This window comes from Altericroceibacterium endophyticum, from assembly GCF_009827595.1.
Lineage (GTDB): Bacteria > Pseudomonadota > Alphaproteobacteria > Sphingomonadales > Sphingomonadaceae > Altericroceibacterium > Altericroceibacterium endophyticum.
Map to the genome: position 1 here is coordinate 95,675 of NZ_WTYT01000004.1, position 23,401 is coordinate 119,075.

The following is a 23,401-nucleotide window of genomic DNA, read 5'->3' on the forward strand; positions in this document are numbered from 1 at the left end:
CAATTAAGGTAAGCTACCTAATTACCACTTGGCAACTCTTTATTAACCAAGATAACACCTGTGTTAGTGCCGTTTTCCCATTAACGCACATAAAGTGAGAAGTATCCCATACCGCCCCGTATTATTGCGAATGAAAAGCCGCACAAACCGCCTTTTATTACCATCTATGATAATAAAAGCCGGGTGTTATCTGCGATCAGCGACAAATAATGACCACTCGATTAAGTAGATCAAAGCGGTTTGATTCAAGGGTGATCCTGCATAATCTGCGATGGTGATTCTTTACGTCAAGGCTGAGGATCTTCCTGCTGCGCAGCACGGTCCATCCATCCAGACAAGGGAGCAATTGACTGCGTGAAGTCAGCCACTGCACCCTCGGCTGAATACCGGTCATTTTCCATGGCTGACAGGATCAGCATCATGCTCGGATCTTCGCGCATCAGCAGGCGATTGAGCATGGTTTGCAGCTTGAAATGGCTCTTGCTCCCGGTGAGAAGATCGCCTGTGAGATACCAGGTGGCGGCCAGCCTGCGCCGCGCAGTACCGGCCTGAAGGATTTCGCTATCTGCGCGGCCAATCGCTGGCCCCGGTTCGGCCCAGCGCCACGGCGTATCCGGCGGCAATGCGCCTTCGCCAAAGGCGGTCGCTTCGCGCCCTTCATCCTGCGCAGCATAGAGCGCGTAGAACACATCGACTTCGCGGCCCTGCGCATCACGGTAACGCCCCAACAGGCGGTGATCTGCTCCGCCCGCGCGGGGCTCCCACCAGACAGTGGGGAAATAGGGCACCTGCTTCCATCCCGGCACATCAGGAAAGGCAATCTGCGACGGCATGGGCGCTTCCAGCTGCTGAACCGCCCTGCTCCAGCCATAGGCCCCGCCGGCAAGCGCGAGAGCGAGAACCAGAACAGCAACCAGATGCCCCCCGCCAAAGTCCAGACGGGCCAGAAGTTTGCTACGCTGCAGAAGTGTGAGATCGACGGGCCCGTCATCAACCGGGCGGTCGAAAAAGCGCCAGGCCACAAGCAGCAGCACAGCCATTACTAGCGCGAAAAATATCCAGCCGTAAAAGATATGATCAAACCCGGCAGCGAATTCGATACCCTGTGACTGGGCGATGAAAATCGTCCCCCATGCCCGCGCACCATTGGCTAGAATGGGCACGATCACCGCCAATGCCATGAAGGCAATGCGGCGAGGCCAGCTGATGAAACACACATGCGCGATCAATGATCCTAACGCGATCATGGCGATCAGAAACTTCACGCCCGAACAGGCCTCAGCCACTTCGAACAATCCCGCAGGTGTATCGATGAACACCCCTTCGATCTGGGCCGGAATACCGCTCCAATGGGTGAGCGCGATGGTGATGCGGGCGGTAATCATCTGGAGACCGGGAACCAACTCGTCACCGAAAGGCACCAGGAACAGCATGTAAAAGAGCGGGAACAGCAAGGCCGCCGAGATGCGCGGCCCCAGCAGCGCCATCACCGCGCCCTGCAAAGCCAGCACCGCGCCCAATTGCCCCACCATATCGACGCCCGACACACGGCCAAGGAACCAGCCGAACAGCGCAGCAGACAGCCAGATTAACCCCGGCCACCAGCTTTGCGGGCGCATCTGACGCAGCACGGGCCAGCGAATGCCAACCAGCCACATCAGAATGAACGGCACCAGCAACACGTGATTATAGGTGGAGCTGTTCCACCATTGGCCGAACATGGCCTGCCATTCGCCAAAACTCAGCGTGAAGAGCGCCAGCCACAGCAGGATCAGCGCAGCCAGCGGGCGGCGCCAGATGCCGGGAATCTGCGCCTTCAGGCGATCGGAAAGAGCCATCATGCTGCGTTTCTCTTTTCAAGCCATGAGGAAAGGTTGGAAAGCTTGGCCGACCAGCTCATTTCCTGTTGTACAAAGGCGCGCGCCGCCGCGCCCAACTGACTGGCGGCCTGACGATCGGCAAACACTTCCAGCGCAGCGCTGATCAACGCATCATCGTCCTGTCCGACAAGAAAGTCCCTGCCCGGTTTTGCCGGGATACCGGTCGCCGCTTCAGGCGAAACAAGCACCGCACGGGCCATGGCCATCGCCTCCAGCACCTTGTTTTGAACGCCGCGCGCAATGGTCAGTGGCGCGAGCACCAGATCGGCTGCCTTCAGATAGGGGCGCATATCCGGCACCGCCCCCCAGACGCGGCATCCCGCCTGCTGGCCCAACGCAGTCACCTCCGATGTGGGAGCACGGCCGACAATATGGAACTGCGCATCGGGATATGTATCGCGCAAGGCAGGCAAAATGCGCTCCACCACCCGCGTAACGGCGGCAATGTTGGGCGGGTAATCCATCTGCCCGGTAAAGACGCAATGCGGCCCCGGTGCTGCGGCAATTTCATCATGAGCGCTGACAATTTCCGGATTGAAAAAGGCGGCATTGATACCATTGCCCATCACCGACAATTTCGGCGCAAGGTCTGGGGCTATCCGTTGCTGCATCAACGCGGCTTCCGCATCACTGATCAGCAGGGTCCGGTCGGCGCGGCGGATAATGCGCTCTTCTTCCTGCGAAAGCAGCTTCGCCTCGCGCAGATAGGCCTTTGCCCCTAAGCCGGCGCGCTGCGCCGCATAGGCTTCAAACTTGGCCGAATCCACATCGACCAGATCAGCCAGCACCACCCCATCAAATCGTCGCGGGACATATTGGCCCATCTGCCCGGAAAAGACATAGATCGCACCGATAGGCCGTTCAGCCAGCGTTTTGCGAATAAAGCGCCGCAAGCGCGGATGGCTGAATGCGGTAAGGCTGACCGGCTTGCGCGTCAGCAGCGCCTGCATCCCCGCCAGCGGCAACGGTTTTGTGCGGGCGGCGAGGCAATAGCTGGCGCAGCAATCACCCAAGGTTGCCTGCTGCGCCCAGTCCTCCCGCGTTTCGGCAAAAGTCGCGACATGCACAGGGGAAATGGAGGCAAGGTGGCGCAGAACATGCGTCGCGCGGATCTTGTCACCCCGATCAGGTGGAAATGGCATGCGATGCGCCAGAAAGAGAATTTCCTCACCTGCCCGCATGGCTTACCCTAATCCCCGCGCTATCCACGGCCCCAGCAGATTGGCCACCGGCAGGGGCAGTTTCTTCCACAGCGCAATCCGCGCGACATGTTTGCCGCTGGTGGGGTTCACATCACGTTTTTCCGCGCCAGGCGCTGTCCAGCTGGCATAGCTCAGCGGTTCAGGGTCAAAACCCCAATTGCGCTTGAAATGATAAGGCCCGCTGCCGGTTTTGGACCGCCCAAAATCAAATAACTGGCACCCTCGCGCCCGTGCATGGCACATCAGCGCGAAATACATCCGGTCATTCGCGCGCAGAACCCGCGCAGCGTAAGTGCCCCCGCCCCAATAAGGCATGACCGCGCCGCCATGATAAAGCGAAAGCACGCTGGCCACCGGTTCGCCCTGATGGCGCACAGTCAGAATATCAGCATCCAGCCGATCCAGCACCGCATCAAACAAGGCGCGCGGAAAGACTGGCGTACCAAGATTGCGCACACTTTCCGCATAGACGGCATAATGCGCGGCCCTCTCCGCCTCATCCGTACCGATTGTGACGCTGAGATCAGCTTTCAGCCCTTTGCGTACCTCCGCCCGCTGCTTGCGCGGAATTGCCGTTAATTGCGCATCGTCATCCGCCGCCAATGCGCCCACAAAGCCGCAATGACTATCCGTAACATGGTGCCAGTCACGCGGCGCGACACCGCCGCGCAGCTCTATCGCGGGGCAGGATAGCTGGGTAGCCAGTCGCTCCGCCGTTCGGCACAATGACTTGGCCGCAGCTTCATCGCGGGACAAGACACCGCCGCCCACAGCAAAGCCGGACGATGCCAGAACGCGCCCGAAAATCGGCGAATGGACCAGCGTCAGCGGCAACCAGCCGCAAATCTCACGCGCATCTTCTGCAATCAGGCCCAGCGCCGCCTGCCCAGTGCCCTGCTCTATCGCCTTCAGCCATGCCGGGCGGTGAAACGGGGTGCCCGCTATGCGCGCAACATAGTCCTCTATTCGCTGAACCTCAGCAGCATCGGCAAGATCAGCCTGTCTGACGATAGCGGCGGCCATCATGCCGCCCGGTGGGAAAGCGCTAGCCGCTGCGCCTCACGCGCGGCCAGCGCATCCATCCGGCCCCAGTCAAAGCTCTGCAGCAACTGGTCCAGCTTGTCCGACATCCGGGCAAGATTGGTATAATGGCGCAGGCGTGAGCGGAGCGGCGCATTGCGGATACGCGGCTGACCGGGGTCCACTTCCCATGGGTGAAAATAGAACACGGCCGGACGCTGATCATCCCGGTTCACCTGACGGATCGCCCATGTGCTGAAGCTATAAGGCAAAACGCGAAAGAAACCGCCCCCACCCGCCGCAAGCCTGCGACTGCGGAATAGCGCGGTTGTGACCGGAATTTCCAGCAATGCGCTGTCTGGAAGCGGATTGAAGGCAAAGCGCGGTGCCTCGGCCCAGCCATAATGGTCATGCTTCACCGGGGCCACACTGGAGGAATAGGTGTAGCCTTGTTCCGCCAGAACATCGAAGGCCCAGGGCGTGCGCTGATCGATAGAGAAGCTGGGGGCGCGATAGCCGGTCACTTGCGCGCCGCTAGCATCCTCTATCGCCTTGCGCGCACGGTAAATATCCGCCGCAAATTCAGCCGATGTCATGCGGAACACGCGGCCATGGTCCCAGCCGTGACTGGCGATCTCATGGCCTCTTTCACAGATTTCACGCAGCAAAGCGGGATTGCGCTGCGCCACCCAGCCTAGTGTGAAGAAGGTCGCCTTGATATCGGCCCGGTCAAACTGATCGAGGATCGCATGAACATTGCGTTCCACCCGGCTTTCCCGGCTGTCCCAGGAATTGCGGTCAATCACCTTTTCAAAGGCGCCGACCTGGAACCAGTCTTCGACATCGACCGACATGCCATTGATGATCTGCGCCAAAACGCCCTCCCGCTATGGCCAGCCATGGCCGGCATTTGCCCCATGGTACCGGCTATTAAATGCGTGCAATCACGCAGCTTTGGCGGGGTTCAACTCGCCCTCCACCCATTCGATCAACATGGTCAGCGTATGGCGGATTGTATGTTCCTGTTCTTCCATCCGGCCTTCGAGCCGGTCCAGACGGTCGCGCAAATCCGCAAGGTCCACTGCAGAAACAGAGGGTTCATCCTGATCTTCTTCGTCCGCCGCTTCGCGCTGCTTCACCAGTTCCATCACCGCGAATTGCAATTCGGCGATCTGGGCATCGCGTTCGGCCAGCATGGATTCAAACTTCGAACTATCGCCGGACGCTGCCGCATGGCTGGCCTGCGCAGCGGGCGCATCAGGTTGTGATGATTGTTCATCCTCGTTGCTCTCCGTGTCGGACGGGCTTGGCGCAACCTGGACCTCGGCCCGTTCACTATCCATATCTTCCACGACCAGATCCACCATGTGGGCGGTGATCGTATCTTCCTGCTCCACCGCACCCAGCAAGAGCATGCGATTGGCAATCTGGTTGACCTTGCGCGGCAAGCCGCCGCTCGCGTCGAAAATTGCCTGGAACACGTCCGCTTCAAAGTTGGGATGCTGGTTCCAGCCCACCCGTTTAAGACGATGCGTGATATAGGCTTCGATCTCATCTTCCTGCATCGGCTGCAGGTGATGCGCGGCAATCACGCGCTGACGCAATTGTTCCAGCGCCGGATGGCTTTGCAACGTATGGCGAAATTCGGGTTGGCCCAGCAGAAGCGTCTGCAACAGCGGATGATTGCCAAGCTGGAAATTGGACAGCATGCGCAATTCTTCCAGCGCATCGACCGACAGGTTCTGCGCCTCATCCAGAATCAGCAGACAGCGACGACCTGCGCGCGCTTCATCATGCAGGAATGCCTCGATCGCGCCGAGGGCGCTGGCCTTATCATGGCCTTCCACACCCAGACCAAAGCTCTGCGCCACCACATGGATGACTTCATTTTCATTCAGCTTGCTGGTCACAACCTGACCCACGGTCAGCTCTTCCGGGTCAATCGTCGACACCAGATGGGCGACCAGTGTGGATTTACCCGCGCCGACTTCACCCGTGATGACAATGAAGCCTTCACCCTGCTGCAAGCCATAGCCCAAATAGGACAACGCCTTGCGGTGGGTGATGCTCCGAAAATAAAAGGCCGGATCGGGGGTAAGCTGGAAAGGTTTTCCGCTGAGGCCATAAAAGCTGTCGAACATCGTATTCTCCTCAGAAGGAATAGCGCAGGCCCATCTGGGCCGATGCGTTCCAATAGTCGGGCAGGCTGTCACGCGTGATACCGTCCAGCCCAACGGCGGCGGTTCCACTCAGCCCGGCGGTGAGTTGGCGATTATAGCCAAGCGAGGCACTGAAACTCTGGCCGTCGCCCTGATCACTCAAGTAACTGTTGAAATAATTGGTATAGAAATTGGCACTCAGGCTGGAGCGGTAATCAAGCCGCCGGTTCAGATAGAGCGAAAGCCAGTAATTCTCGTCCACGAGGCCATCGGCCGCCGCCAGCACAGTCCCTGCGGCCCCGATATATTCGCGGCGATCATACCCGAGGCCGAGGCCGAAGGTGGTGCGTCCGAGGGCAATCTGCGCCCCGCCGGCAACACCGCGTGAGCGGAAAGCAGCAGATCGCAGCGCGCCCAGCCCTCCGGTCAGACAATTGCCGTCGCTCAAGCTGGAAACGCACCCGTTCAGCCCGCCATTGATGGGGTTGCGACTTGCACTGAAATCATCCGACAACCCAGCCAGACCGCGGGTGAGCCCGCCACCGACACCCGAAACCGTGTCATAGACGGAGGCATAGTAATTGGTGCGGGAATTGGGCTGGTAGGAGAGATTGCCGTAATAGGTCGTCGACCCATAACGCCGCCCAACATTGGCTGATAGCGACAAGCGGCGATTGGGGCGCCAGATGACGCCCGCGTCCCAGATAATTCCATCCACATCATAGGCGATGACGCGGGGGCTGCTTTTATCGGTGACATAGCGGCCATCGGTGCCGATTACCGGATTGTCATCGGCATCGCGCAGCGCATCGCGGCTGGATATCTCGACATCTTCATAGCCAATCGACGCAGTCAGCGCGACGGTGCGACTGACCGGCACGGTGACATCAGCCGAAGCGTGGAAATTACGCACGCGCTGATCCAGATTGGACGTATTTTCCTGCGTCAAACCGGCTTCGACACCAACGCCGATCGGCAACAACTCACGCGGAGCGGATTCCAGCCGCAATTGCGCATCATGCACAGTGCTTTCGTCAAGCAGATCCGCTGCTTCGCCACTTTGAAGAACCAAAGCGTCAGGGTTGTCAACGCGAGTATAACCAAATCGGTAATACCCACTCGCCTCCACTTTGCCCAGATCGGTCTTCAAAGATGGCCCGATATAGCCAGAATACAGTTGCTGAGACCGGTCATTGCGGCCAACGATGCCAACCGCGCCGCCGCCAATTCCGTCAAATGATGTTCGTGATGCCAGAGCGCCCGCTTCCAGCGAAACCGCGCGCGGGATAATGGTGAAGGAACCGCGCGCTACACCGCTCAGCGTGTCGCCATCGACCGCATCATCATCCCAGCCAATCCGCCGTTCATAGCGAAGCGAAACAGATGCGGCGCTACGCCGGCCAGTAATTCTGGCATCCACACCCGCCGCGAGCCGCGTGTAGGTCAGCACTTCGTCGCCGGGCGACAGCTGCGCTGTCAGCACCTGCGCCGCCTCGATATAGGGCGTTATCTCGCTATGCTTCCCCTTGGCGCTGCCCGTTTCCAGAGGCACGGGCTCGTCGTTGCTTTCCTGCGCGAGAGCAAGCGAAGGCTGCAAGCCCGCCAGGCAAGTGCCGGTCAATAAGAGTGAAAGACGAAATGCGGACACCTGATCAGACCTCGTAACCGTAATAGGCACCAAAGCGCCGACCGCTGGGACTGAAATGCGCCGCATTCAGCATCAGGCGAATATTGGGGCAGCTTTCAAGCAGAGACAAGGCATCTTCCAATGCGCTCTGGCCAGTCTTGTCAGCGCGCGCGACCAGCACGGCCTGCCCGGAATGCTTGGCCAGTTCTGCGGCCGGACTGGCAGCAAGAGCCGGCGGGGAATCAAAAATCACGATCCGGTCCGTAGCCCCCTGGGTCAGCCGGTTGAGCACATCCACGGAGCTGCTGGCAGCAAGATATTCACTGTCGGCACGGCTTGAATTTCCGGCCGGCAGAACATGCAAACCCGGAATATCGGTCGTCAAAACACAGTCTTCGACTTTCACCGCCGGATTGGCGAGTGCATCCAGCAAACCTGCACCGCGCGGCAAACCAAGCACAGACAGAATCGAAGGCTTGGCAAAATCGGCATCCACCAGCACGACTTCACAATCCTTCTCCGCCGCCATCGCCAGCGCCAGATTGGTTGCGCAAAAGGTCTTGCCCTCCCCCGGATGGGGCGAACATACGAGAATGCGCTGCGCCGTGCCGCCGGGCAGCTTGCGCTCTTTCTGCATCCGCCGGGCATCAATCAGCAATTGCCGCTTAACGATACGGAATTCCTCGAGCAGGCGGGAAACCTTCCCCTCCGGCTCGATCAGTCCCTGCGCGCGCAGACGCTCACGATCGACCACATGCACATCGCGGGAGAAATAGACCGGTGGCAGCTCCGAATGGCGCCGCCGGGGCGGCGTAGAAGCGCTGGCCGGTGTTACCGATGCCGTCGCAGCAGGAGCCGGAGCGGATGCCGGTGTCGGCGCGCCAACGTGCTTTTGGGACGCCGTCTCAACCGGGCGGCCCGTGCCACGCTTCTTCTGCGGTTCGGCCAGCTTGTGCGGCATGGGTGCGGGTTTGAAGCGCGCCGAATCCAGCAGGCCTTCGGCGCGCTCAATCAAGGATGGCGAGCGCTTGCGGTTGCCTGCGTCAGCAGGTTTTTCAGGCGGCGGAATTTTGCTCTGATCGGTCATAATTATCCTCTCACGCCATCATTCCGCGCTGCATTATCTCCAGCGCAATGAGCACAAGGAATATAACGCCAAGCCCGCCAGTTGCAGCCGCAAAGTATTTTAAATGCCGCGATTCGCGCTGCTGAACAGCTTCGGTCCGAACACGGGAAATGGCACCAATTACCGGCAGACCGAATGTTTTCTCCAGCTTGGCAACGGTCGCAAAGCTTGAATTTAGCTGACCGAGTGCAAAGGCAACAGCTGCGCCCGCACCGACCCCGAATATCAGCACCGCCGCCAACAGCAACGCACGCGGCGGCGCCGAAGGCGCACGCGGCGTGCTGGGCGGATCAATCACTTCAAAACGGATGGCTGACCTTTCGCTCTCAACCTGGCCGCGCAAGCGCAATTCTTCGCGGTCCTGCAGCAGCTTGTCATATTGTTTGCGCAGCACGTCGTAATCACGACTGATCCGCTGGGCCTCTGCCGCGGCACCCGGCTCGTCCGCCAGATCCCCACTGATCTGCGCCAGCTCAGCCTGCAAAGCCGCGGCACGTGATCGCAGGGCCTGCATGTTGGCCTGACGTTCCACCCGGATCGATTGGAGCGAGCTGTAGGCAGGATTCGTCGTGCCGCCAGACGGTCCAGCTGCTGCAGCCTGCTTGCGCAGCACCTCTATCTGGCGCTTTGCTGCAACCACATCGGGGTGCGTATCCTTGAAGCCCTGTGACTTCATCTGCGCCATATTGGCTTCTGCCTGGGCTAGCGCCGCCTGCGGCCCGCTGCCATCCGGCGAGGTGATGACACGCGGCGTGCTGGCGATCTGACCATCAATCGCGGCCAAAGCGCTCTGCGCCGCCGCAAGATCAGCTTCCACACTGCGCAATTCAGCGCGTGTTGCGCTCAATTTCGCGGCAATGGCCGGGGTCCCGCCAACCAGATCGGGGTTCGCCGTTTCAAAGGCCTGCCGCTTGGTTTCGGCCTCCTGCAATTGCTGTTCACGCTCAGCCAGCTGCTGATCGATGAAGGACAATGTGTCGCGCATGTCCTCGCGCGTGCCGCCCAGATTTTCCTCACGGAAGATATCGATCATTTTCTGAACGATCGTTTGCGCAAGCTGAGCGTTCTCTTTGTCGCTATATTCGCCGCGCCCGCTTTCTGCCGTGATGATAAACAGATTGTCGCCCATCGACGAGACACCGACATTATCAGCCAGCGCCGTCACCGCGCGCTCCATATCATTGGGCGTCGACACGCCATCCCCCAGACGGGTGGATCGTACCACGCGCTGGAGATTGATGGCGCTGGTCAAAGTCTGCCGAACACGGTCGAGATCCTTGCGCCGTTCGCCAGAGCCGATGCCGATCTGCTGCGCCAGAACGTCATCCAGCTGAACATAGATCCGCGCGGTTGATTCATAGGAATTGGGCACCATCGCTACGGCCAGCCAGCCGAGCAAACAAATGCCCCAGGCCACGGCCAGTGCGATCCAGCGGCGATTCCACACCGACCAGAGCACTGCGCGCAATTCTTCGAGGAGAGCAGAAAGCCCCATGGATCAGAACATGCTTTCGGGAATGATGATGACGTCGCCGGGCTTCAGCATCACATTGGCGGAACTGTCGCCATCATTCAGCAAATCGCCCAGACGCAGGCGGTATTCTTTCTGCTGACCGGTTTCCTTGTTGAAACGGATCAACTTGGCCCGGTTGCCCGCAGCATATTCAGACAGCCCGCCAACAGAAATCATCGCGTCCAGCAGGGTCATATTCGCCCGGTAAGGGAGCGAAGCCGGCTTTTCCGTCGCACCAACGATCCGCACCTGCTGGCTGAATGTACCAGCAAATTTATTGACGATCACGGTTACCAGAGGGTCTTCGATATATTGCGACAATTGCAGGCGGATATCTTCAGACAGCATCGTCGGCGTCTTGCCCACGGCAGGCATATCGGAAACCAGCGGCGTGGTGATTCGACCATCGGGACGGACCTGAACCTTCGCGCCCAGCTCTTCATTGCGCCAGACATGAATGGTCAGCTCATCCAGCGGGCCGATCACATATTCTTCGCCCGGGCCTTCCTGCATGGCCACGAAGCGGGCTGGCTCCAGCTCCGGCGCGTTGCTGTTCGCCGCGCAGCCCGCCAGTGACAGGGCCGCAATCAGCAGCATCGTGAACGATTTTCCGAGTGAAGCGAATGTCATCCGCACGTCCTTCAAAAGTAACAGATCCGCGACCAGCCAGTGTAGTGGTCCACGAAGAACTCCGTATTCAATGGAGCTTCTGCGTAAAAAGGGTGAATATTGCGTTAGCTTTTCGCTCAAAGCCCGGCGCTTCGCGGGTGTTTTAGCGACGCTGTATCATTACGGGACGACAGACAGCAGCGTTCAAACAAGCATTTCTTCGGCCGGCCCCTGCCCCAGAAAGGCCGCCGGACTGGCGCTGGCGCCATAGGCTCCGGCACAGAATATGGCCACCAAGTCGCCCCTATCCGCCCGTGGAGCCGCGATCTGGTCCGCCAGCCGGTCTAACGGAGTGCACAGGCAGCCAACTATGTTCACCTCTTCAGCTGGCTCTGCACCGAAATGTGTAGCGATGGCAGAGGGATAGTTGCGCCGAACAACCGCGCCAAAATTTCCCGATGCCGCCAATTGATGATGCAACCCGCCATCGGTGATCAGATAAATCTGGCCGTGACTTTCCTTCCGGTCGATGATTCGGGTCAGATAGACACCCGCCTCTCCCACCAGATAGCGCCCCAGCTCAATCGCGAAGCGCGTGTTTGCAAGACTGTCCGGCAATGCGGCAAAGCGCGCGCGTAACGCATCGCCAATCGCCTGAATGTCGAGCGGGGTATCGCCAGGAAAATAGGGAATGCCAAACCCGCCGCCCATATTGAGGGCCGGAAGTGGCGCGCCAATATCCTGCGCCAGACGGTCAGCCAGAGCGAGGACATTGGCCTGGCTTTCAATCAGCGCGTCTGCATCCAGCGCCTGGCTCCCGGTGAAGATGTGCAGCCCTTGCCAATCAGCGCCTGCGGCGATCAGATGGCGCGCCAATGCGGGCACTCGATCTTCATCGATACCGAAGGGCTTCGGCCCCCCGCCCATTTTCATGCCCGATCCGCGCAATTCGAAAGCCGGATTGACCCGGATGGCCATTCGGGGCGTGCATCCCAATTCCTCGGCAATCGCCAAAGTACGCTCCGCCTCACCCTCGGATTCACAATTGAGCGTTGCCCCATGCTGAACGCTCAGCCGCAACTCCTCGTCACGCTTCCCCGGACCCGCAAAACTGATCTGCTGCGCCGGTTTTCCCGCCGCCAGTGCGGCTTCCAATTCCCATGCGGACGCCACATCGAAGCCGTCCACCCGGCCCGCCATGAATTGCAGGAGCGGCGCGAAAGGATTGGCCTTTACCGCATAATGAATGCTCAGCCGCTCCGGCATAGCGCTACGCAAAGCGGCAATTTGCGCCTCTATCCGCGCGCTGGAATAGAGGAACACCGGCGTGCGCCCGGCACGCGCAGCCAATGCGCCGACTTTCTCATCACCGACCACCAATTCATGATCACGGGCGGTAAAACCTTCAGGGATCGGACCGGTCGGCTTCATGGGGCATCCTCCTGCAATTCTTTCGCCAGACCTGCACGATCAACCTTGCCATTGGGGTTAATCGGCATCGTTTCTTTCCAATGGATTTTTTGTGGCTGCATGAAATTGGGCAGATGGCGGGCAAGGATGGCGGGAAGATCCCGCTCTGCCTCGCCTGCATCCCCATGCGCGCGGACAACCAGATGCACTGCCTGCCCCAATCGTTCGTCAGCCACCCCCAGCGCGACTGCCTCTGCAACCAGTCCCGTGGCAAGCGCGGCATCCTCCACTTCCTGCGGACTGATTCGATTGCCGGAGCTTTTGATCATCGCGTCGCGCCGGCCGATAAAATAGAGCAGCCCGTCCGCAGACCGCTTCGCCCGGTCACCGGACCACACCGCCATGCCGCCATAACGCGATTGTTCCGGCGCTGGCCGAAAACGCTCCGCACTGCGCGCCGCATCCCGCCAATACCCTTGTGCGACCAATGGACCGCAATGGACCAGCTCCCCCTCCTCATCCGCAGCAGCCAGCGTGCCATCATCACGAATAATCAGGATCTCGGCAAAGGGGACCGCCTTGCCGATCGAGGTCGGCCGGGACTGCACCAGCGCCGGATCGAGGTAGGTCGAACGAAACGCCTCGGTCAGACCATACATGGAAAAAAGGCGTGATTTCGGGAAAGTGGAACGCAAAGCTTCCACCATTTCAGCATTCAGCGCGCCGCCACTATTGGTGATACGGCGGATGGATTGCGTTGCTTCCTCCGGCCAGTTCTGTTCGATCAGCTGCACCCACAGGGGCGGCAGCGCGGCCAATGTCGTGATGCCATGGCGGATGCAGGCTTTGATGACATCGCGCGGAAAGAGATAATCCAGCGGAACGGCGCAGGCCCCGGCTCGCCATGCAGACAGGAGCTGATTCTGCCCGTAATCGAAACTGAAGGGCAAAACAGCCAGCACGACATCGTCATTTTCCAGACCGAGATAATGCGCCACGCTGACAGCGCCCAGCCAGAGATTGGCGTGGCTCAGCATCACTCCCTTTGGCGCGCCGGTTGATCCGCTGGTATAGAGGATCGCCGCGAGATCGTCAGGATTCGCAGCGCTGGGCGGCAAGGCATCACCGAACAACGCCGCATCCTCCAGCACGGAATCCTCCTCGATCACATGGCAGCTTTCAGGAATATCTCCTTGTTCCAGCGACGACAGCCGGCCCTGATTGCCAATCAGGAGCGCCGCATCGCTATCGCCAAGAATATGGGCGACCTGCGCGCGTTTCAGCAGCGGATTGATCGGCACATGCACCAAGCCGGCCCGCGCTGCGGCCAGAGGCAGCAGGCTGGTTAACTGCCCCTTCGCGGCCCAGCTGACCACTCGCGCGCCTGTCCCCGCCGCACCTTCGTTCGTTTTGTTAACCTGTGCACGGAGCCAGGCAGCCATTTGTCCGACCGCGCGGCTTAAATCCTTGTAGCTGAGCGTGCCAGCGCGCAAGATAAGGGCCGGATCGTCATCCGCCCCGCATTCGGCCAGATGGTCGAGCGGCCGGGGAGTGGGATTGGCGGCTATTGCAGACATGGGGACTCCGGCAGGGCTGACAGGCAATTGGTAACATTCAGCTATCATGACAGCACCGCCCCAGTGCAAGCCTTCTGCGGCATGGGCGGCGCGCCTTTCCTGCAGGGACGCTGGTTTTCACTGCTGGAAGCGCATGGCTATGCCCCTTTCGTGGCGATAGCGGAAGAGGGAGAGCGCATGCTGGCCCTGCCCTTGATGCAGGACGGTGATGCGCTGGTTCCGCTCGCGAATTGGTACAGTTTCACCTGGAGCCCGTTGGCGCGCGGAGATATTCCGCCAGGCGGCGATGCGCGTGATGAAGACATGCTGGCGGCGTTGCTGCGCGATCTTGGCCGCAAGCATCCGCTGCTGCGGCTCGACCGGCTGGCCGAGGAGAACACTTGCACCGCACTGTTGGAAGCGGCGTTGCGCAAAGCCGGTTTCCTGTGCCGCCAAGCCGTCAGCGACACCAATCATTACTGCCCGGTCGAGGGGCGCAGCTACGCGCAATATCTTAGCCGCCGCCCCGGAAGGCTGCGCACGACGCTGAAGCGCAAGGCAAAACATCTCGATTGCACGATATTTACGCAATATCTGCCTGAGATATGGCGCTTATATGAGGAGATCTATCGCGCCAGCGCCAAGGTTGCGGAAGGCAAACCCGCGTTGCTGCAAGCCTTTGCCGAGCAGAGCGAAACGCGCATCGGGATAGGTTTTTACGATAATGTGCCGGTCGCCGCGCAGTTCTGGACGCTCGAAAATGGCGTCGCCTATATTCACAAGCTTGCCCATCTTGATCAGGCGGACAGGTTTTCCCCCGGAACCGTCCTGACGGCAGCGATGATGAAGCATGTGATCGATGAGGATTGCGTGACCGAGTTCGACTTCGGAACGGGCGATGAAGCCTATAAGGCCGACTGGATGGATGCCACCCGGCCACGCTGGTCCATCAGCGCGCTTGCCTGGCGCCAACCAGCAGCCTGGCCAATCGCCCTTCGCTGGGCGGCTCATAAACTTGTCTTGCCTCACCGCCGCAGCTAGGAGCGGTAAATAACTGACTGCAACCACGTGAAAGACATCATGGCCACCCGGGCGACCTGTGCAAAAAGTGATACGATATTGCGGCAAATCCTGCGCGACATTCTCGCGCTGGATGAAGACAGAGTGGCCGCTTTCACGTCAGATACTGGTCTTTTCGGACATTTGCCCGAACTTGATTCCATGGCCGTGGCCAGTCTGCTGACCGAGATCGAGGACCGCTTCGACATCATGATCGAAGATGACGAGGTCGACGGAGACATGCTCGAAACCTATGGCGCGCTGCTGGCTTTTGTCGAAGCCCGGCGCACGGCGAGCTAACGATTGCTCCCTTCATGACCGGCATCTGGCCCTGCCCGCTTGACGGTCATGAATATTGGTTCGGCAGTGACCGTGGCCGCATGGCACGGCTGCTGATCCTACCGCCACTTTTTGCCGAAGCCAATCGCTGCCGCAGCTTGCTCACGGCAATGATCCGCCAGCTGGATGATTGCGGCATTGATGCTTTTTTGCCCGATTTTCCCGGCTGGAATGAAAGCCTCGCCCCGCTGCAGAAGCAGGATCTGCAAAACTGGCGTGACGCAGCACAGGCAGCTACAGATCATTGGCAGATAACACATTTCCTTGCCCTGCGCGGCGGCGCGGAACTGTGCCCACCTGCCCTACCCGGTTTCACGGTTTCCCCCCTGTCGGGAAAGAAGCAATTGCGCAGCATGATCAGGGCGCAGACCATTCTGGAACGCGAGGCCGGACGGCACCGGAGGAGCGAAGAACTACTGCAAATGGGCCTGCAAGATGGTCTGACATTGGCTGGCTTTCAGATCGGCCCAGCCATGCTGCGTGATCTGTTAGAGGCTGACGCCGCTGCGCATTCATCCGCTGAAGAGCTGACAATTGACGCTTTGCAGCTGTCTCCGCCATGGCTGAGAGCAGAACCCGGGCATGATCCGGCCCAGGCGGAAGAAATGGCGCGGGCGATCTGTGCGAGGCTAGGCCGTAAACTCATATTCAACACCATCGAGGTTTGAGGCAAAATGGCTCAGCGCAAGGAAGGAAGGCGTAGGAATATGTCGATATTTCAAGGCTTCTTGACGCAGCGATGGGCCATTTTGGCCAAATCGCTTGGCGACGCCCAAATGGCCTCCCTCTCGAAACAAATCGCCCTTGGAAAGGCAAACAGCCTTCCCGGCGCGCGTTTTGCTCCGATATGTTCGCCATTTGGGCGCCTCGAGGGTGTTGAATATGAGTTTACGGCCTAACTTCATGAGCCGTCAGCACGTCACCTTCACATGCGAGAATAGTGAGCTGGTCGGCACTCTGGATGATGCATCCGGATCTACCGGCCTTCTCATCGTCTCCGGCGGCAGAGAGATCCGCAGCGGTGCCTTTTCAGGACAGGCGCAGCTGGCCGCCCGCATCGCCGCAGCAGGCTACCCCGTCTTTCGGTTCGACCGGCGCGGGGTGGGCGACAGCAGCGGCGCAGATAACGGATTTCGCAGCAGCGCGGCAGATGTGCAGGCCGCATTGGCAGCCTTTCATGCGCAAAGGCCGAAACTGCGCCGCATCGTAGCCTTTGGCAATTGTGATGCCGCCAGCGCGCTTGCCCTGCAAAGCGGTGCCGGCTGCGACACGCTGATCCTTTCCAATCCGTGGCTGCGTGAAGATGACAGCGGCACATTGCCGCCTGCCGCCATCCGGTCACGCTATGCACAGCGGCTTGCCTCGGCGCGCGAATGGCTGCGCCTGCTGTCCGGGGGCGTATCGCTGCGTAAACTGGCGAGCGGACTAAAGGCGTCTCTTCGCCCTTCCCCATCCGGGCAGGAAACGCCGCTGATGCAAGAGATGCAGGCAGGGCTGGCGCAATTTGCCGGGTCAGTTCACTGGCTGACAGGCGGGAATGACCGAACAGGCCAGACCTTTATGGCTGAGTGGCAAGGCGATCTTTCCATGCTGGCAACCTGCAACGGCGCCGATCATGCTTTCAGCGGCACGACGGCGCAGGAATGGTTAGCCAGCCAGATCCTCGGCATCCTCGCGCAGGAAGAAGCTGGCGAGCTCGACATGGGTTGACCAGCGGAACTGCCCCACGGGGCGCAATTCCGCCAGGCGATACCCAGCATCGGCCAGACTGCGCGAATCCCGCGCCCAGCTGGACGGGTTACAACTGATATAGACCACCCGCGCAATGCCGCTTTCGACAATCTGCGCAATCTGTTCCTTCGCCCCCGCACGCGGCGGATCGAGCACCACCGCGTCGAAGCGCTTCAATTCCTCGGCTCTGATGGGATTGCGAAAGAGGTCGCGATGCATAGCAAGCACCGGCTTGCGGCTGATACCCGCCGCGCTTTTGCAGGCCAGAAACGCCTGTTGGGCCGCTTCTGCGGCCAGCACCTTGCTATCGCCCGCTAATGCAAAAGCAAACGTGCCCAGCCCTGCAAACAAATCCGCGACGAAGCGGCTATCTTTCAGCCATTCCTGCGCCGCGGCCATCAGCGCCGCTTCACCATCGATCGTAGCCTGCAGGAATGTTCCAGCGGGATAGGGCACCGGCACGCCGCCCAGAGTGACGCTGACGGGTTCCGGCTCCCACAGGGTTTCCGCGCCATAGCCCTGATCCAATGTCATCCGCGCGAGAGCATTGTCACGGCAGAAATCCGCCATGGCTTCACTTTCCTGAAGCCCCTCCAGCGTCAGCCCCTTGATCAGGCAATCGACACCCTGATCGACGATCGCCAGTTCAATATCGATCGCATATTTGCCCTTCTTGCGCGCCAGAAAGGCTCGCAGCGGCGCAATCATCGCGAATAATTCGGCGCGCATCACGTGGCATTCGCGCAGATCCACCAGCCGGTGCGATCCGCCTTCGCGAAAACCGATCGAGGGTTTGCCGCCGCCATTCACGGCATGCAGGCTCACCCGGCGGCGGCTTTGCGGGGGTGACACATGCGGCTCGGCCAGTTTGCCCGGCGTCATGCCCTGTCCTTCAGCGGCATGGGCGACGCGGTCACGCACGAAAGTGCTCAGCGCTTCATCATCGAGATGCTGCAACTGACAGCCCCCGCATTTCCCAAAATGGCGGCAGGGCGGCGTCTGGTGATGCGGCCCGTGTTCCAACGTGCCATCGGCCTGCACAATGTCGCCCGGTGCAGCACCGCTGACGAATTTGCCGGATTGGGTAATGCCGTCACCTTTGGCGGCGATGCGAATGATGGTTTCTGATGCGCTCACAAGCAGGCCGCGTAAGCCTCGCGGAGAGAATCCACAAGATCTGCTGCTGTGAAAGGCGGCAATAGACGCCGGGAAGCGTCACCATGCAGCCACACCCCGGCACAGGCCGCAGCAAAGGCGTCCTCGCTCACGGCCAGCTGGCTGGCGATCAGACCGGCCAGCACATCGCCCGTTCCGGCGGTGGAAAGCCAGCTGCTGGCCGCTGGGGCAATCACCGTCCGCCGACCAGGTCCGGCAATGATCGTGTCCGGGCCCTTTGCCACAATCACCGCTCCGGTGCTTTCGGCGAGCTCATGCAGACTTTCCAGTCGGTCACCGCCGCCGACACCAAACTGATCGAACAGTCGGTCCAGCTCCCCTGCATGCGGCGTCAGGATCAGCGGTGCAGAGCGCCGAGCCAGCATATCGGGTTTCAGCAGGATCAGAGCGTCCGCATCGCACAGGGTCGGCAGATTGCGCGCCAATACGGCGGACAGCTTGTTGCGGCCGCGGCCGCTTCGCCCCAGCCCCGGTCCGATGGCGAGCGCGGAAATCCGGCTGTCTTCCAGCGCATCGTCCAGATCACTGCCATCCACCACCAGTTCGGCTGGAACGGCAGTGGCATTGTCGCTCAATAATTTCACATAGCCCGCGCCGCCATGCATCGCTGCGCGCGCAGACAGCATGATCGCACCGGGCATCGCGCCGCCAACCAGCGCCAGAAGGCCGCGGCTGTATTTATGGGCATCCCGCGGCGGCGCACTGAGATCAGGCCGCGCAAGCAGACGGGCGGCGTCGCTCTTTGGGCCAATGCCAATCAGCACCAGCCGGCGCTCCCCCATCATTTCCATTGCGGGCATCAGCCAATGGGCCAGCTTCCATGCCCCCAGCGCCACAGTGCAATCATAGGTTGGAAGATCATCATCCAGCGGTGCGGCATGATCGCTTTGCACCCCGCTTGGCACATCAATAGCGATGCGGGTGCCGTGTTTTTGGGCCAATCGCGCCAGCAGGCCAGACAGGTCCGCCCCCAAAGCGCGGGTCAGCCCACTGCCAAACAGGCAATCGACCAGCAAATCGCCCACCGCGTCCTGCTCTTCGACAATAGGGCCATGATACTCGCTACGCGCCTGTTGCGCGGCCTCGGTGGCGGGATCAAAGGCGGCGAGCAGCTTTACCGGGCAGCCCCGGCGGCGCAGACTTTCGGCAATTACATAGCCATCACCGCCATTATTGCCCGGTCCGCAGAGGACCGTGACCTGGCGGCCTGCACTGATGCGCCAGATATAATCGGCCGCCCCCGTGCCGGCGCGCAGCATCAGACTCCAGACCGTTTCACCATCATCGATCAGCGCCTGTTCCGCAGCACGCATTTGCGCCACGGTGAGGATGTTATTCTGCGCTTTGTTCATCACCCAAAAACTCCGGTGGCAAGAAATAGCGATCCGGACCGACCGATATTTCCACTCTATCCGCCCCTCTATCTGATTGCCGGGTAATCGTCACCTCATCCGCGCCATCGGCAGCGATCAAACCCGTACCGCTGTCATCAGATAGAAATCGCCGAAAACCACCATCCGGCCGGTGGATCACGATCTCGCCATCCGGGCTGCCGGCCACATTTTCAACCGTGCAGCGCGCTGGGCGCTGCAATACGCCATCCAGCAGGCAATCAATTGCCTCACCTTCCGGCGCCGGGGCAGGCTCGCTTGCCGAACATGCCCCGAGCAGCACCAGCGCCCCGAGACTAGATATCCGCAAATACATGCGTTTCAGCCTTGGCACCGGGATGCGTCACCGCACCCTTCACCGCCGGGCCGACATTTTGCGAATAACGCCACAGCGCCCCCGCCTGATAGTCATTGGTCCGTGCTTCCCAGACCTTGCGGCGCTCTGCCAGAATGTCCGCATCGACATCCAGATCGATCGTGCCGTTGATCGCATCGATGGAAATCGTATCCCCATTTTCGATCAGCGCAATCGGACCGCCATCGGCAGCTTCGGGGCCGACATGGCCGATGCAGAAACCACGCGTCCCGCCGGAGAAGCGGCCATCGGTGATCAAGGCCACCTTTTCGCCCATACCCTGACCGTACAGCGCCGCCGTTGTGGAGAGCATTTCACGCATGCCGGGGCCGCCCTTGGGGCCTTCATAACGGATCACGATGACGCAGCCTTCGGCGATGTCACGCGTCTCAACCGCGGCGAAAGCATCTTCCTCGCAATCGAACACACGGGCCGGACCGGAGAATTGCAGCCGCTTCATGCCCGCAACTTTCACAATCGCGCCATCAGGTGCGAGCGAGCCCTTCAGACCAACCACGCCGCCCGTCGGGGTGATCGGGTTGGAGATGTCATAAATGACCTTCTGATCGGGGTTCCAGGTGATCTCTTCAATATTCTCACCCAGCGTCTTGCCAGTAACCGTCATCGGTTCCGGGTTGAGATAGCCGCCTTCGAGCATGGTCTTCATCAACATGTAGACGCCGCCCGCCTCATACATATCCTTGGCAACATATTTGCCGCCGGGCTTGAGGTCGGCGATATAGGGCGTGGATTTGAAGATTTCCGCAACATCGAACAGATCGAAATCGATACCGCATTCATTGGCCATGGCCGGCAGATGCAGCGCCGCATTGGTCGATCCGCCGGTCGCCGCAACGACACGGGCCGCATTTTCAAAGGCTTCACGGGTGCAGATATCGCGCGGACGCAGATTGCGCTCGAGCAGATTCATGATCTGCTGCCCTGCGGCCACAGCCACTTCTTCACGGCTTTTGTATGGTGCGGGCGCCATGTTGGAATTGGGCAGTGAAAGGCCAATCGCCTCACCCACACAGGCCATGGTGTTGGCAGTGAACTGACCGCCACATGCGCCGTGACCGGGACATGCCACCTTTTCGAGCTCGATCAGTTCCTGCAGCGGGCAATTGCCGGCGGCATGCTGGCCCACCGCTTCGAACACATCGACGACGGTCACATCTTCATTGTGGAACCGGCCGGGAAGGATCGAGCCGCCATAGACGAAGATCGAAGGGACATTGAGCCGCAGCATCGACATCATCATGCCGGGCAGGCTCTTGTCGCAACCGGCAAAGCCGATCAGCGCGTCATAGCAATGGCCGCGCACGGACAGCTCAACCGAATCCGCAATCACTTCACGGCTGACCAGCGAGCTTTTCATGCCCTGATGGCCCATGGCGATGCCATCGGTCACGGTGATGGTGTTGAACCGGCGCGGCGTGCCGCCTGCATCCTTCACGCCATCGCGGCACCAATCGGCCTGCTGATTAAGCGTGGTGTTGCATGGAGCGCTGTCATTGCCGGCAGAGGCCACCGCCACGAAGGGCTGATTGATCTCTTCTTCGGTCATTCCCATCGCATAATAATAGGAGCGATGGGGGGCCTTGCCCGGCCCGACAGAAACATGCCGACTGGGGAGCCGGGACTTGTCAAAACGCGCAGTCATGGTGGTTCCGTCCGTTCAATTATTACCTTTTGCCGCGCTCTGCACCTACTGCAGCGCGGTTGCAACCCTCGCCGCGACATCGGCGATGGTCGCAGCCCACTTCGCCTGCCCCGCTGGATCGGCGATCAGGTCATTGCGGATTTCAATCGCGCAATAGGGCCGGCCAAATGCCTCGGCATGGCGGTTCATCGTCGCATTGAACTGTTTGCCGGAATATGGCTCATTATCACCTACGACGCATCCGGCTTCTTCGAAAAAGCGGATCGCATGGCGCGCCGCGCGGTCATCCTGATTGTATAGCAGGCCGATTTCCCACGGTCGCGGTGCCCCATTGCTTTCCATTTGCGGCGTAAAACTGTGGATCGATAGGATCAGAGATGGGTCGGCTTCATCCAGAAATGCCGCCATTCCCGCGTGATAGGGCCGGTGAAACCGCTTAATCCGGTAATCCTTATCGGCACCGACATTTCCGGGCACGCGCTGGCCGTCGCTTACCTCAGGCATCAGGCCGGGGGAATCCTCTTCGCGGTGAAGGTCGATCACCAAGCGGCTGACCTGCGCCAGATAAGCTGCGAAACCCGCCTGTCGGTGCATCTCTTCCACCACCCCGGCGGCGCCAATATCCCATGCGATATGCTTCTGCATGGCGCTGTCATCCAGCCCCAGATCAACCCCCTCGGGCACCCGGTTGGACGCATGATCGCACACCGAAACAATAGCATTTTTCCGGATCGAACCAATTTGCCGCGCGAGCGGTTCGCTCATCTCAAATATCCTGTCATCTGCCACCATTGCGGGTGGGTTTCGGCCAGTCTGCCGGCCATTTCATGCAGCGCTTCGTCATTTTCGAACAAGGCAAAACAGGTCGCGCCCGATCCGCTCATCCGCACGCAAAACGCATCGCCTTTTTGCAGATCATGCAGGACTTCGGCAATTTCCGGGCAGATGCTGATTGCCGCATCCTGCAGATCATTGCGTCCGTTCCGGCAGATTTGCGACGGCAATCCGCCGGGCAATGCGCCCTTGTCGCATCCATCCCAGGCGGCGAATACCGGGCCCGTCGGCAGGGCGATGCGCGGATTGACCAACAGCACCGGCACACCGCGCAAATCGTTTTCGATGGGCTTCAAATCGGTTCCGGTGCCGCTGCCGATACAGCACAGACTTTCCACACAGGCGGGAACATCCGCCCCGAGTTTCGCCGCACGTTCGCGCCAGTCATCTGGCAGGCCATATTGCGCCTCAATCAGCCGAAAGACCGCGCCCGCATCCGCCGATCCGCCGCCCAGCCCCGCCGCGATTGGCAGCCGCTTGTCCAGCGTCACCGACAGACCCTGCGCATGCGGCAGCAGGGACAGGCTGCGCGCCACCAGATTACCGAACGGATCGCTCAAGCCAGCAGCGAATTCGCCGACTACCTGCAAGCTGTCTTCTTGCGCCGGGCTTGCGCTCAACCGATCGCCATTATCGACAAAGGCGAACAGCGTTTCCAGCTCATGATAGCCGTCATCACGCCGGGCACGCACATGCAGCGCAAGATTTATCTTCGCGAAGGCAGTTTCGGTCATTGGCATAAAATTATCGC

The 23,401-nt window shown here is 60.1% G+C and carries 21 protein-coding genes; 4 read left to right on the forward strand and 17 right to left on the reverse strand.

Annotated elements, in window-relative coordinates:
- Positions 1–287 precede the first annotated feature (287 nt).
- The 11 genes from xrtA to GRI91_RS09730 form a co-directional block, all read right to left on the reverse strand.
- Positions 288–1,841: an exosortase A gene (gene xrtA, locus GRI91_RS09680; RefSeq protein ID WP_160736476.1), complete on the reverse strand. Its 1,554-nt coding sequence runs from the start codon at positions 1,839–1,841 to the stop codon at positions 288–290.
- On the reverse strand, positions 1,838–3,061 hold the full coding sequence (locus GRI91_RS09685) for a TIGR03087 family PEP-CTERM/XrtA system glycosyltransferase (RefSeq protein ID WP_160736477.1): 1,224 nt from the start codon (positions 3,059–3,061) through the stop codon (positions 1,838–1,840). Before GRI91_RS09685 ends, xrtA begins: the two co-directional genes overlap by 4 nt.
- 3 nt (positions 3,062–3,064) lie before the next feature.
- Positions 3,065–4,108 carry a FemAB family XrtA/PEP-CTERM system-associated protein gene (locus tag GRI91_RS09690; RefSeq protein ID WP_160736478.1) on the reverse strand — a complete coding sequence of 348 codons (1,044 nt, stop codon included), beginning with the start codon at positions 4,106–4,108 and terminating at the stop codon, positions 3,065–3,067.
- Positions 4,105–4,956 (reverse strand): XrtA system polysaccharide deacetylase, encoded by an 852-nt coding sequence (locus GRI91_RS09695; RefSeq protein WP_160736766.1) that lies wholly within the window; start codon positions 4,954–4,956, stop codon positions 4,105–4,107. Before GRI91_RS09695 ends, GRI91_RS09690 begins: the two co-directional genes overlap by 4 nt.
- Before the next feature lie 90 nt (positions 4,957–5,046).
- Positions 5,047–6,243: an XrtA/PEP-CTERM system-associated ATPase gene (locus tag GRI91_RS09700; protein ID WP_160736479.1), complete on the reverse strand. Its 1,197-nt coding sequence runs from the start codon at positions 6,241–6,243 to the stop codon at positions 5,047–5,049.
- 10 nt (positions 6,244–6,253) lie between these two features.
- The gene (locus GRI91_RS09705) at positions 6,254–7,858 is read right to left on the reverse strand and encodes a preprotein translocase subunit YajC (RefSeq protein WP_160736480.1); all 1,605 of its coding nucleotides are present in this window, start codon (positions 7,856–7,858) and stop codon (positions 6,254–6,256) included.
- 55 nt (positions 7,859–7,913) lie between these two features.
- A complete protein-coding gene (locus tag GRI91_RS09710) occupies positions 7,914–8,975 on the reverse strand; it encodes a P-loop NTPase family protein (protein ID WP_160736481.1) in 1,062 nt (353 codons plus the stop codon).
- Between the two features lie 10 nt (positions 8,976–8,985).
- Positions 8,986–10,509, reverse strand: a complete 1,524-nt coding sequence (locus GRI91_RS09715; RefSeq protein ID WP_160736482.1) for an XrtA system polysaccharide chain length determinant — start codon at positions 10,507–10,509, stop codon at positions 8,986–8,988.
- Between the two features lie 3 nt (positions 10,510–10,512).
- Positions 10,513–11,157, reverse strand: coding sequence for an XrtA/PEP-CTERM system exopolysaccharide export protein (locus tag GRI91_RS09720; RefSeq protein ID WP_160736483.1), 645 nt, complete (start codon positions 11,155–11,157; stop codon positions 10,513–10,515).
- Between the two features lie 183 nt (positions 11,158–11,340).
- Positions 11,341–12,567, reverse strand: a complete 1,227-nt coding sequence (locus GRI91_RS09725) for a pyridoxal-dependent decarboxylase, exosortase A system-associated (protein WP_160736484.1) — start codon at positions 12,565–12,567, stop codon at positions 11,341–11,343.
- Positions 12,564–14,123, reverse strand: coding sequence for an acyl-CoA ligase (AMP-forming), exosortase A system-associated (locus GRI91_RS09730; protein WP_160736485.1), 1,560 nt, complete (start codon positions 14,121–14,123; stop codon positions 12,564–12,566). Before GRI91_RS09730 ends, GRI91_RS09725 begins: the two co-directional genes overlap by 4 nt.
- A gap of 81 nt (positions 14,124–14,204) precedes the next feature.
- On the opposite strand from GRI91_RS09730, the gene GRI91_RS09735 reads away from it, so the two are divergent.
- From GRI91_RS09735 to GRI91_RS09750, 4 genes are all read left to right on the forward strand, one after another.
- Positions 14,205–15,143 (forward strand): GNAT family N-acetyltransferase, encoded by a 939-nt coding sequence (locus tag GRI91_RS09735; RefSeq protein WP_160736486.1) that lies wholly within the window; start codon positions 14,205–14,207, stop codon positions 15,141–15,143.
- Positions 15,144–15,182: 39 nt separating this feature from the next.
- Complete coding sequence (locus tag GRI91_RS09740) at positions 15,183–15,461, forward strand: acyl carrier protein (protein ID WP_160736487.1); 279 nt, start codon at positions 15,183–15,185, stop codon at positions 15,459–15,461.
- Between the two features lie 14 nt (positions 15,462–15,475).
- Entirely contained in the window at positions 15,476–16,168 is a 693-nt protein-coding gene (locus tag GRI91_RS09745) for an alpha/beta hydrolase family protein (protein ID WP_160736488.1), read from the forward strand.
- A gap of 235 nt (positions 16,169–16,403) precedes the next feature.
- Positions 16,404–17,210 (forward strand): hydrolase 1, exosortase A system-associated, encoded by an 807-nt coding sequence (locus GRI91_RS09750; RefSeq protein WP_160736489.1) that lies wholly within the window; start codon positions 16,404–16,406, stop codon positions 17,208–17,210.
- Here the strand turns inward: GRI91_RS09750 and GRI91_RS09755 are convergent.
- From GRI91_RS09755 to GRI91_RS09780, 6 genes are read right to left on the reverse strand one after another with little or no spacing between them, the layout of a single operon-like run.
- On the reverse strand, positions 17,148–18,368 hold the full coding sequence (locus GRI91_RS09755) for a class I SAM-dependent RNA methyltransferase (RefSeq protein WP_160736490.1): 1,221 nt from the start codon (positions 18,366–18,368) through the stop codon (positions 17,148–17,150). The two genes, GRI91_RS09750 and GRI91_RS09755, sit on opposite strands and share 63 nt — an antisense overlap.
- Entirely contained in the window at positions 18,365–19,759 is a 1,395-nt protein-coding gene (locus GRI91_RS09760) for an NAD(P)H-hydrate dehydratase (protein WP_160736491.1), read from the reverse strand. The genes GRI91_RS09755 and GRI91_RS09760 overlap by 4 nt, the downstream gene beginning before the upstream one ends.
- Complete coding sequence (locus GRI91_RS09765) at positions 19,740–20,114, reverse strand: hypothetical protein (protein ID WP_160736492.1); 375 nt, start codon at positions 20,112–20,114, stop codon at positions 19,740–19,742. Before GRI91_RS09765 ends, GRI91_RS09760 begins: the two co-directional genes overlap by 20 nt.
- Positions 20,095–21,816: a dihydroxy-acid dehydratase gene (ilvD, locus tag GRI91_RS09770; RefSeq protein ID WP_160736493.1), complete on the reverse strand. Its 1,722-nt coding sequence runs from the start codon at positions 21,814–21,816 to the stop codon at positions 20,095–20,097. The genes GRI91_RS09765 and ilvD overlap by 20 nt, the downstream gene beginning before the upstream one ends.
- 45 nt (positions 21,817–21,861) lie before the next feature.
- On the reverse strand, positions 21,862–22,581 hold the full coding sequence (locus GRI91_RS09775) for an N-formylglutamate amidohydrolase (RefSeq protein WP_160736494.1): 720 nt from the start codon (positions 22,579–22,581) through the stop codon (positions 21,862–21,864).
- Entirely contained in the window at positions 22,578–23,390 is an 813-nt protein-coding gene (locus GRI91_RS09780; protein WP_160736495.1) for a 4-(cytidine 5'-diphospho)-2-C-methyl-D-erythritol kinase, read from the reverse strand. The genes GRI91_RS09775 and GRI91_RS09780 overlap by 4 nt, the downstream gene beginning before the upstream one ends.
- Positions 23,391–23,401: the final 11 nt, after the last annotated feature.

Bases quoted from the DNA above. Each gene is read 5' to 3' on its own strand.
- GRI91_RS09700 (WP_160736479.1), bottom strand. From the start codon at position 6,243: ATGTTCGACAGCTTTTATGGCCTCAGCGGAAAACCTTTCCAGCTTACC.
- GRI91_RS09775 (WP_160736494.1), bottom strand. From the start codon at position 22,581: ATGAGCGAACCGCTCGCGCGGCAAATTGGTTCGATCCGGAAAAATGCT.
- ilvD (WP_160736493.1), bottom strand. From the start codon at position 21,816: ATGACTGCGCGTTTTGACAAGTCCCGGCTCCCCAGTCGGCATGTTTCT.
- GRI91_RS09760 (WP_160736491.1), bottom strand. From the start codon at position 19,759: ATGAACAAAGCGCAGAATAACATCCTCACCGTGGCGCAAATGCGTGCT.
- GRI91_RS09715 (WP_160736482.1), bottom strand. From the start codon at position 10,509: ATGGGGCTTTCTGCTCTCCTCGAAGAATTGCGCGCAGTGCTCTGGTCG.
- GRI91_RS09765 (WP_160736492.1), bottom strand. From the start codon at position 20,114: ATGTATTTGCGGATATCTAGTCTCGGGGCGCTGGTGCTGCTCGGGGCA.
- GRI91_RS09725 (WP_160736484.1), bottom strand. From the start codon at position 12,567: ATGAAGCCGACCGGTCCGATCCCTGAAGGTTTTACCGCCCGTGATCAT.
- GRI91_RS09745 (WP_160736488.1), top strand. From the start codon at position 15,476: ATGACCGGCATCTGGCCCTGCCCGCTTGACGGTCATGAATATTGGTTC.
- GRI91_RS09750 (WP_160736489.1), top strand. From the start codon at position 16,404: ATGAGCCGTCAGCACGTCACCTTCACATGCGAGAATAGTGAGCTGGTC.
- GRI91_RS09685 (WP_160736477.1), bottom strand. From the start codon at position 3,061: ATGCGGGCAGGTGAGGAAATTCTCTTTCTGGCGCATCGCATGCCATTT.
- xrtA (WP_160736476.1), bottom strand. From the start codon at position 1,841: ATGATGGCTCTTTCCGATCGCCTGAAGGCGCAGATTCCCGGCATCTGG.
- GRI91_RS09695 (WP_160736766.1), bottom strand. From the start codon at position 4,956: ATGTCGGTCGATGTCGAAGACTGGTTCCAGGTCGGCGCCTTTGAAAAG.
- GRI91_RS09710 (WP_160736481.1), bottom strand. From the start codon at position 8,975: ATGACCGATCAGAGCAAAATTCCGCCGCCTGAAAAACCTGCTGACGCA.
- GRI91_RS09735 (WP_160736486.1), top strand. From the start codon at position 14,205: ATGGGCGGCGCGCCTTTCCTGCAGGGACGCTGGTTTTCACTGCTGGAA.
- GRI91_RS09780 (WP_160736495.1), bottom strand. From the start codon at position 23,390: ATGCCAATGACCGAAACTGCCTTCGCGAAGATAAATCTTGCGCTGCAT.
- GRI91_RS09690 (WP_160736478.1), bottom strand. From the start codon at position 4,108: ATGATGGCCGCCGCTATCGTCAGACAGGCTGATCTTGCCGATGCTGCT.
- GRI91_RS09730 (WP_160736485.1), bottom strand. From the start codon at position 14,123: ATGTCTGCAATAGCCGCCAATCCCACTCCCCGGCCGCTCGACCATCTG.
- GRI91_RS09740 (WP_160736487.1), top strand. From the start codon at position 15,183: ATGGCCACCCGGGCGACCTGTGCAAAAAGTGATACGATATTGCGGCAA.
- GRI91_RS09720 (WP_160736483.1), bottom strand. From the start codon at position 11,157: ATGACATTCGCTTCACTCGGAAAATCGTTCACGATGCTGCTGATTGCG.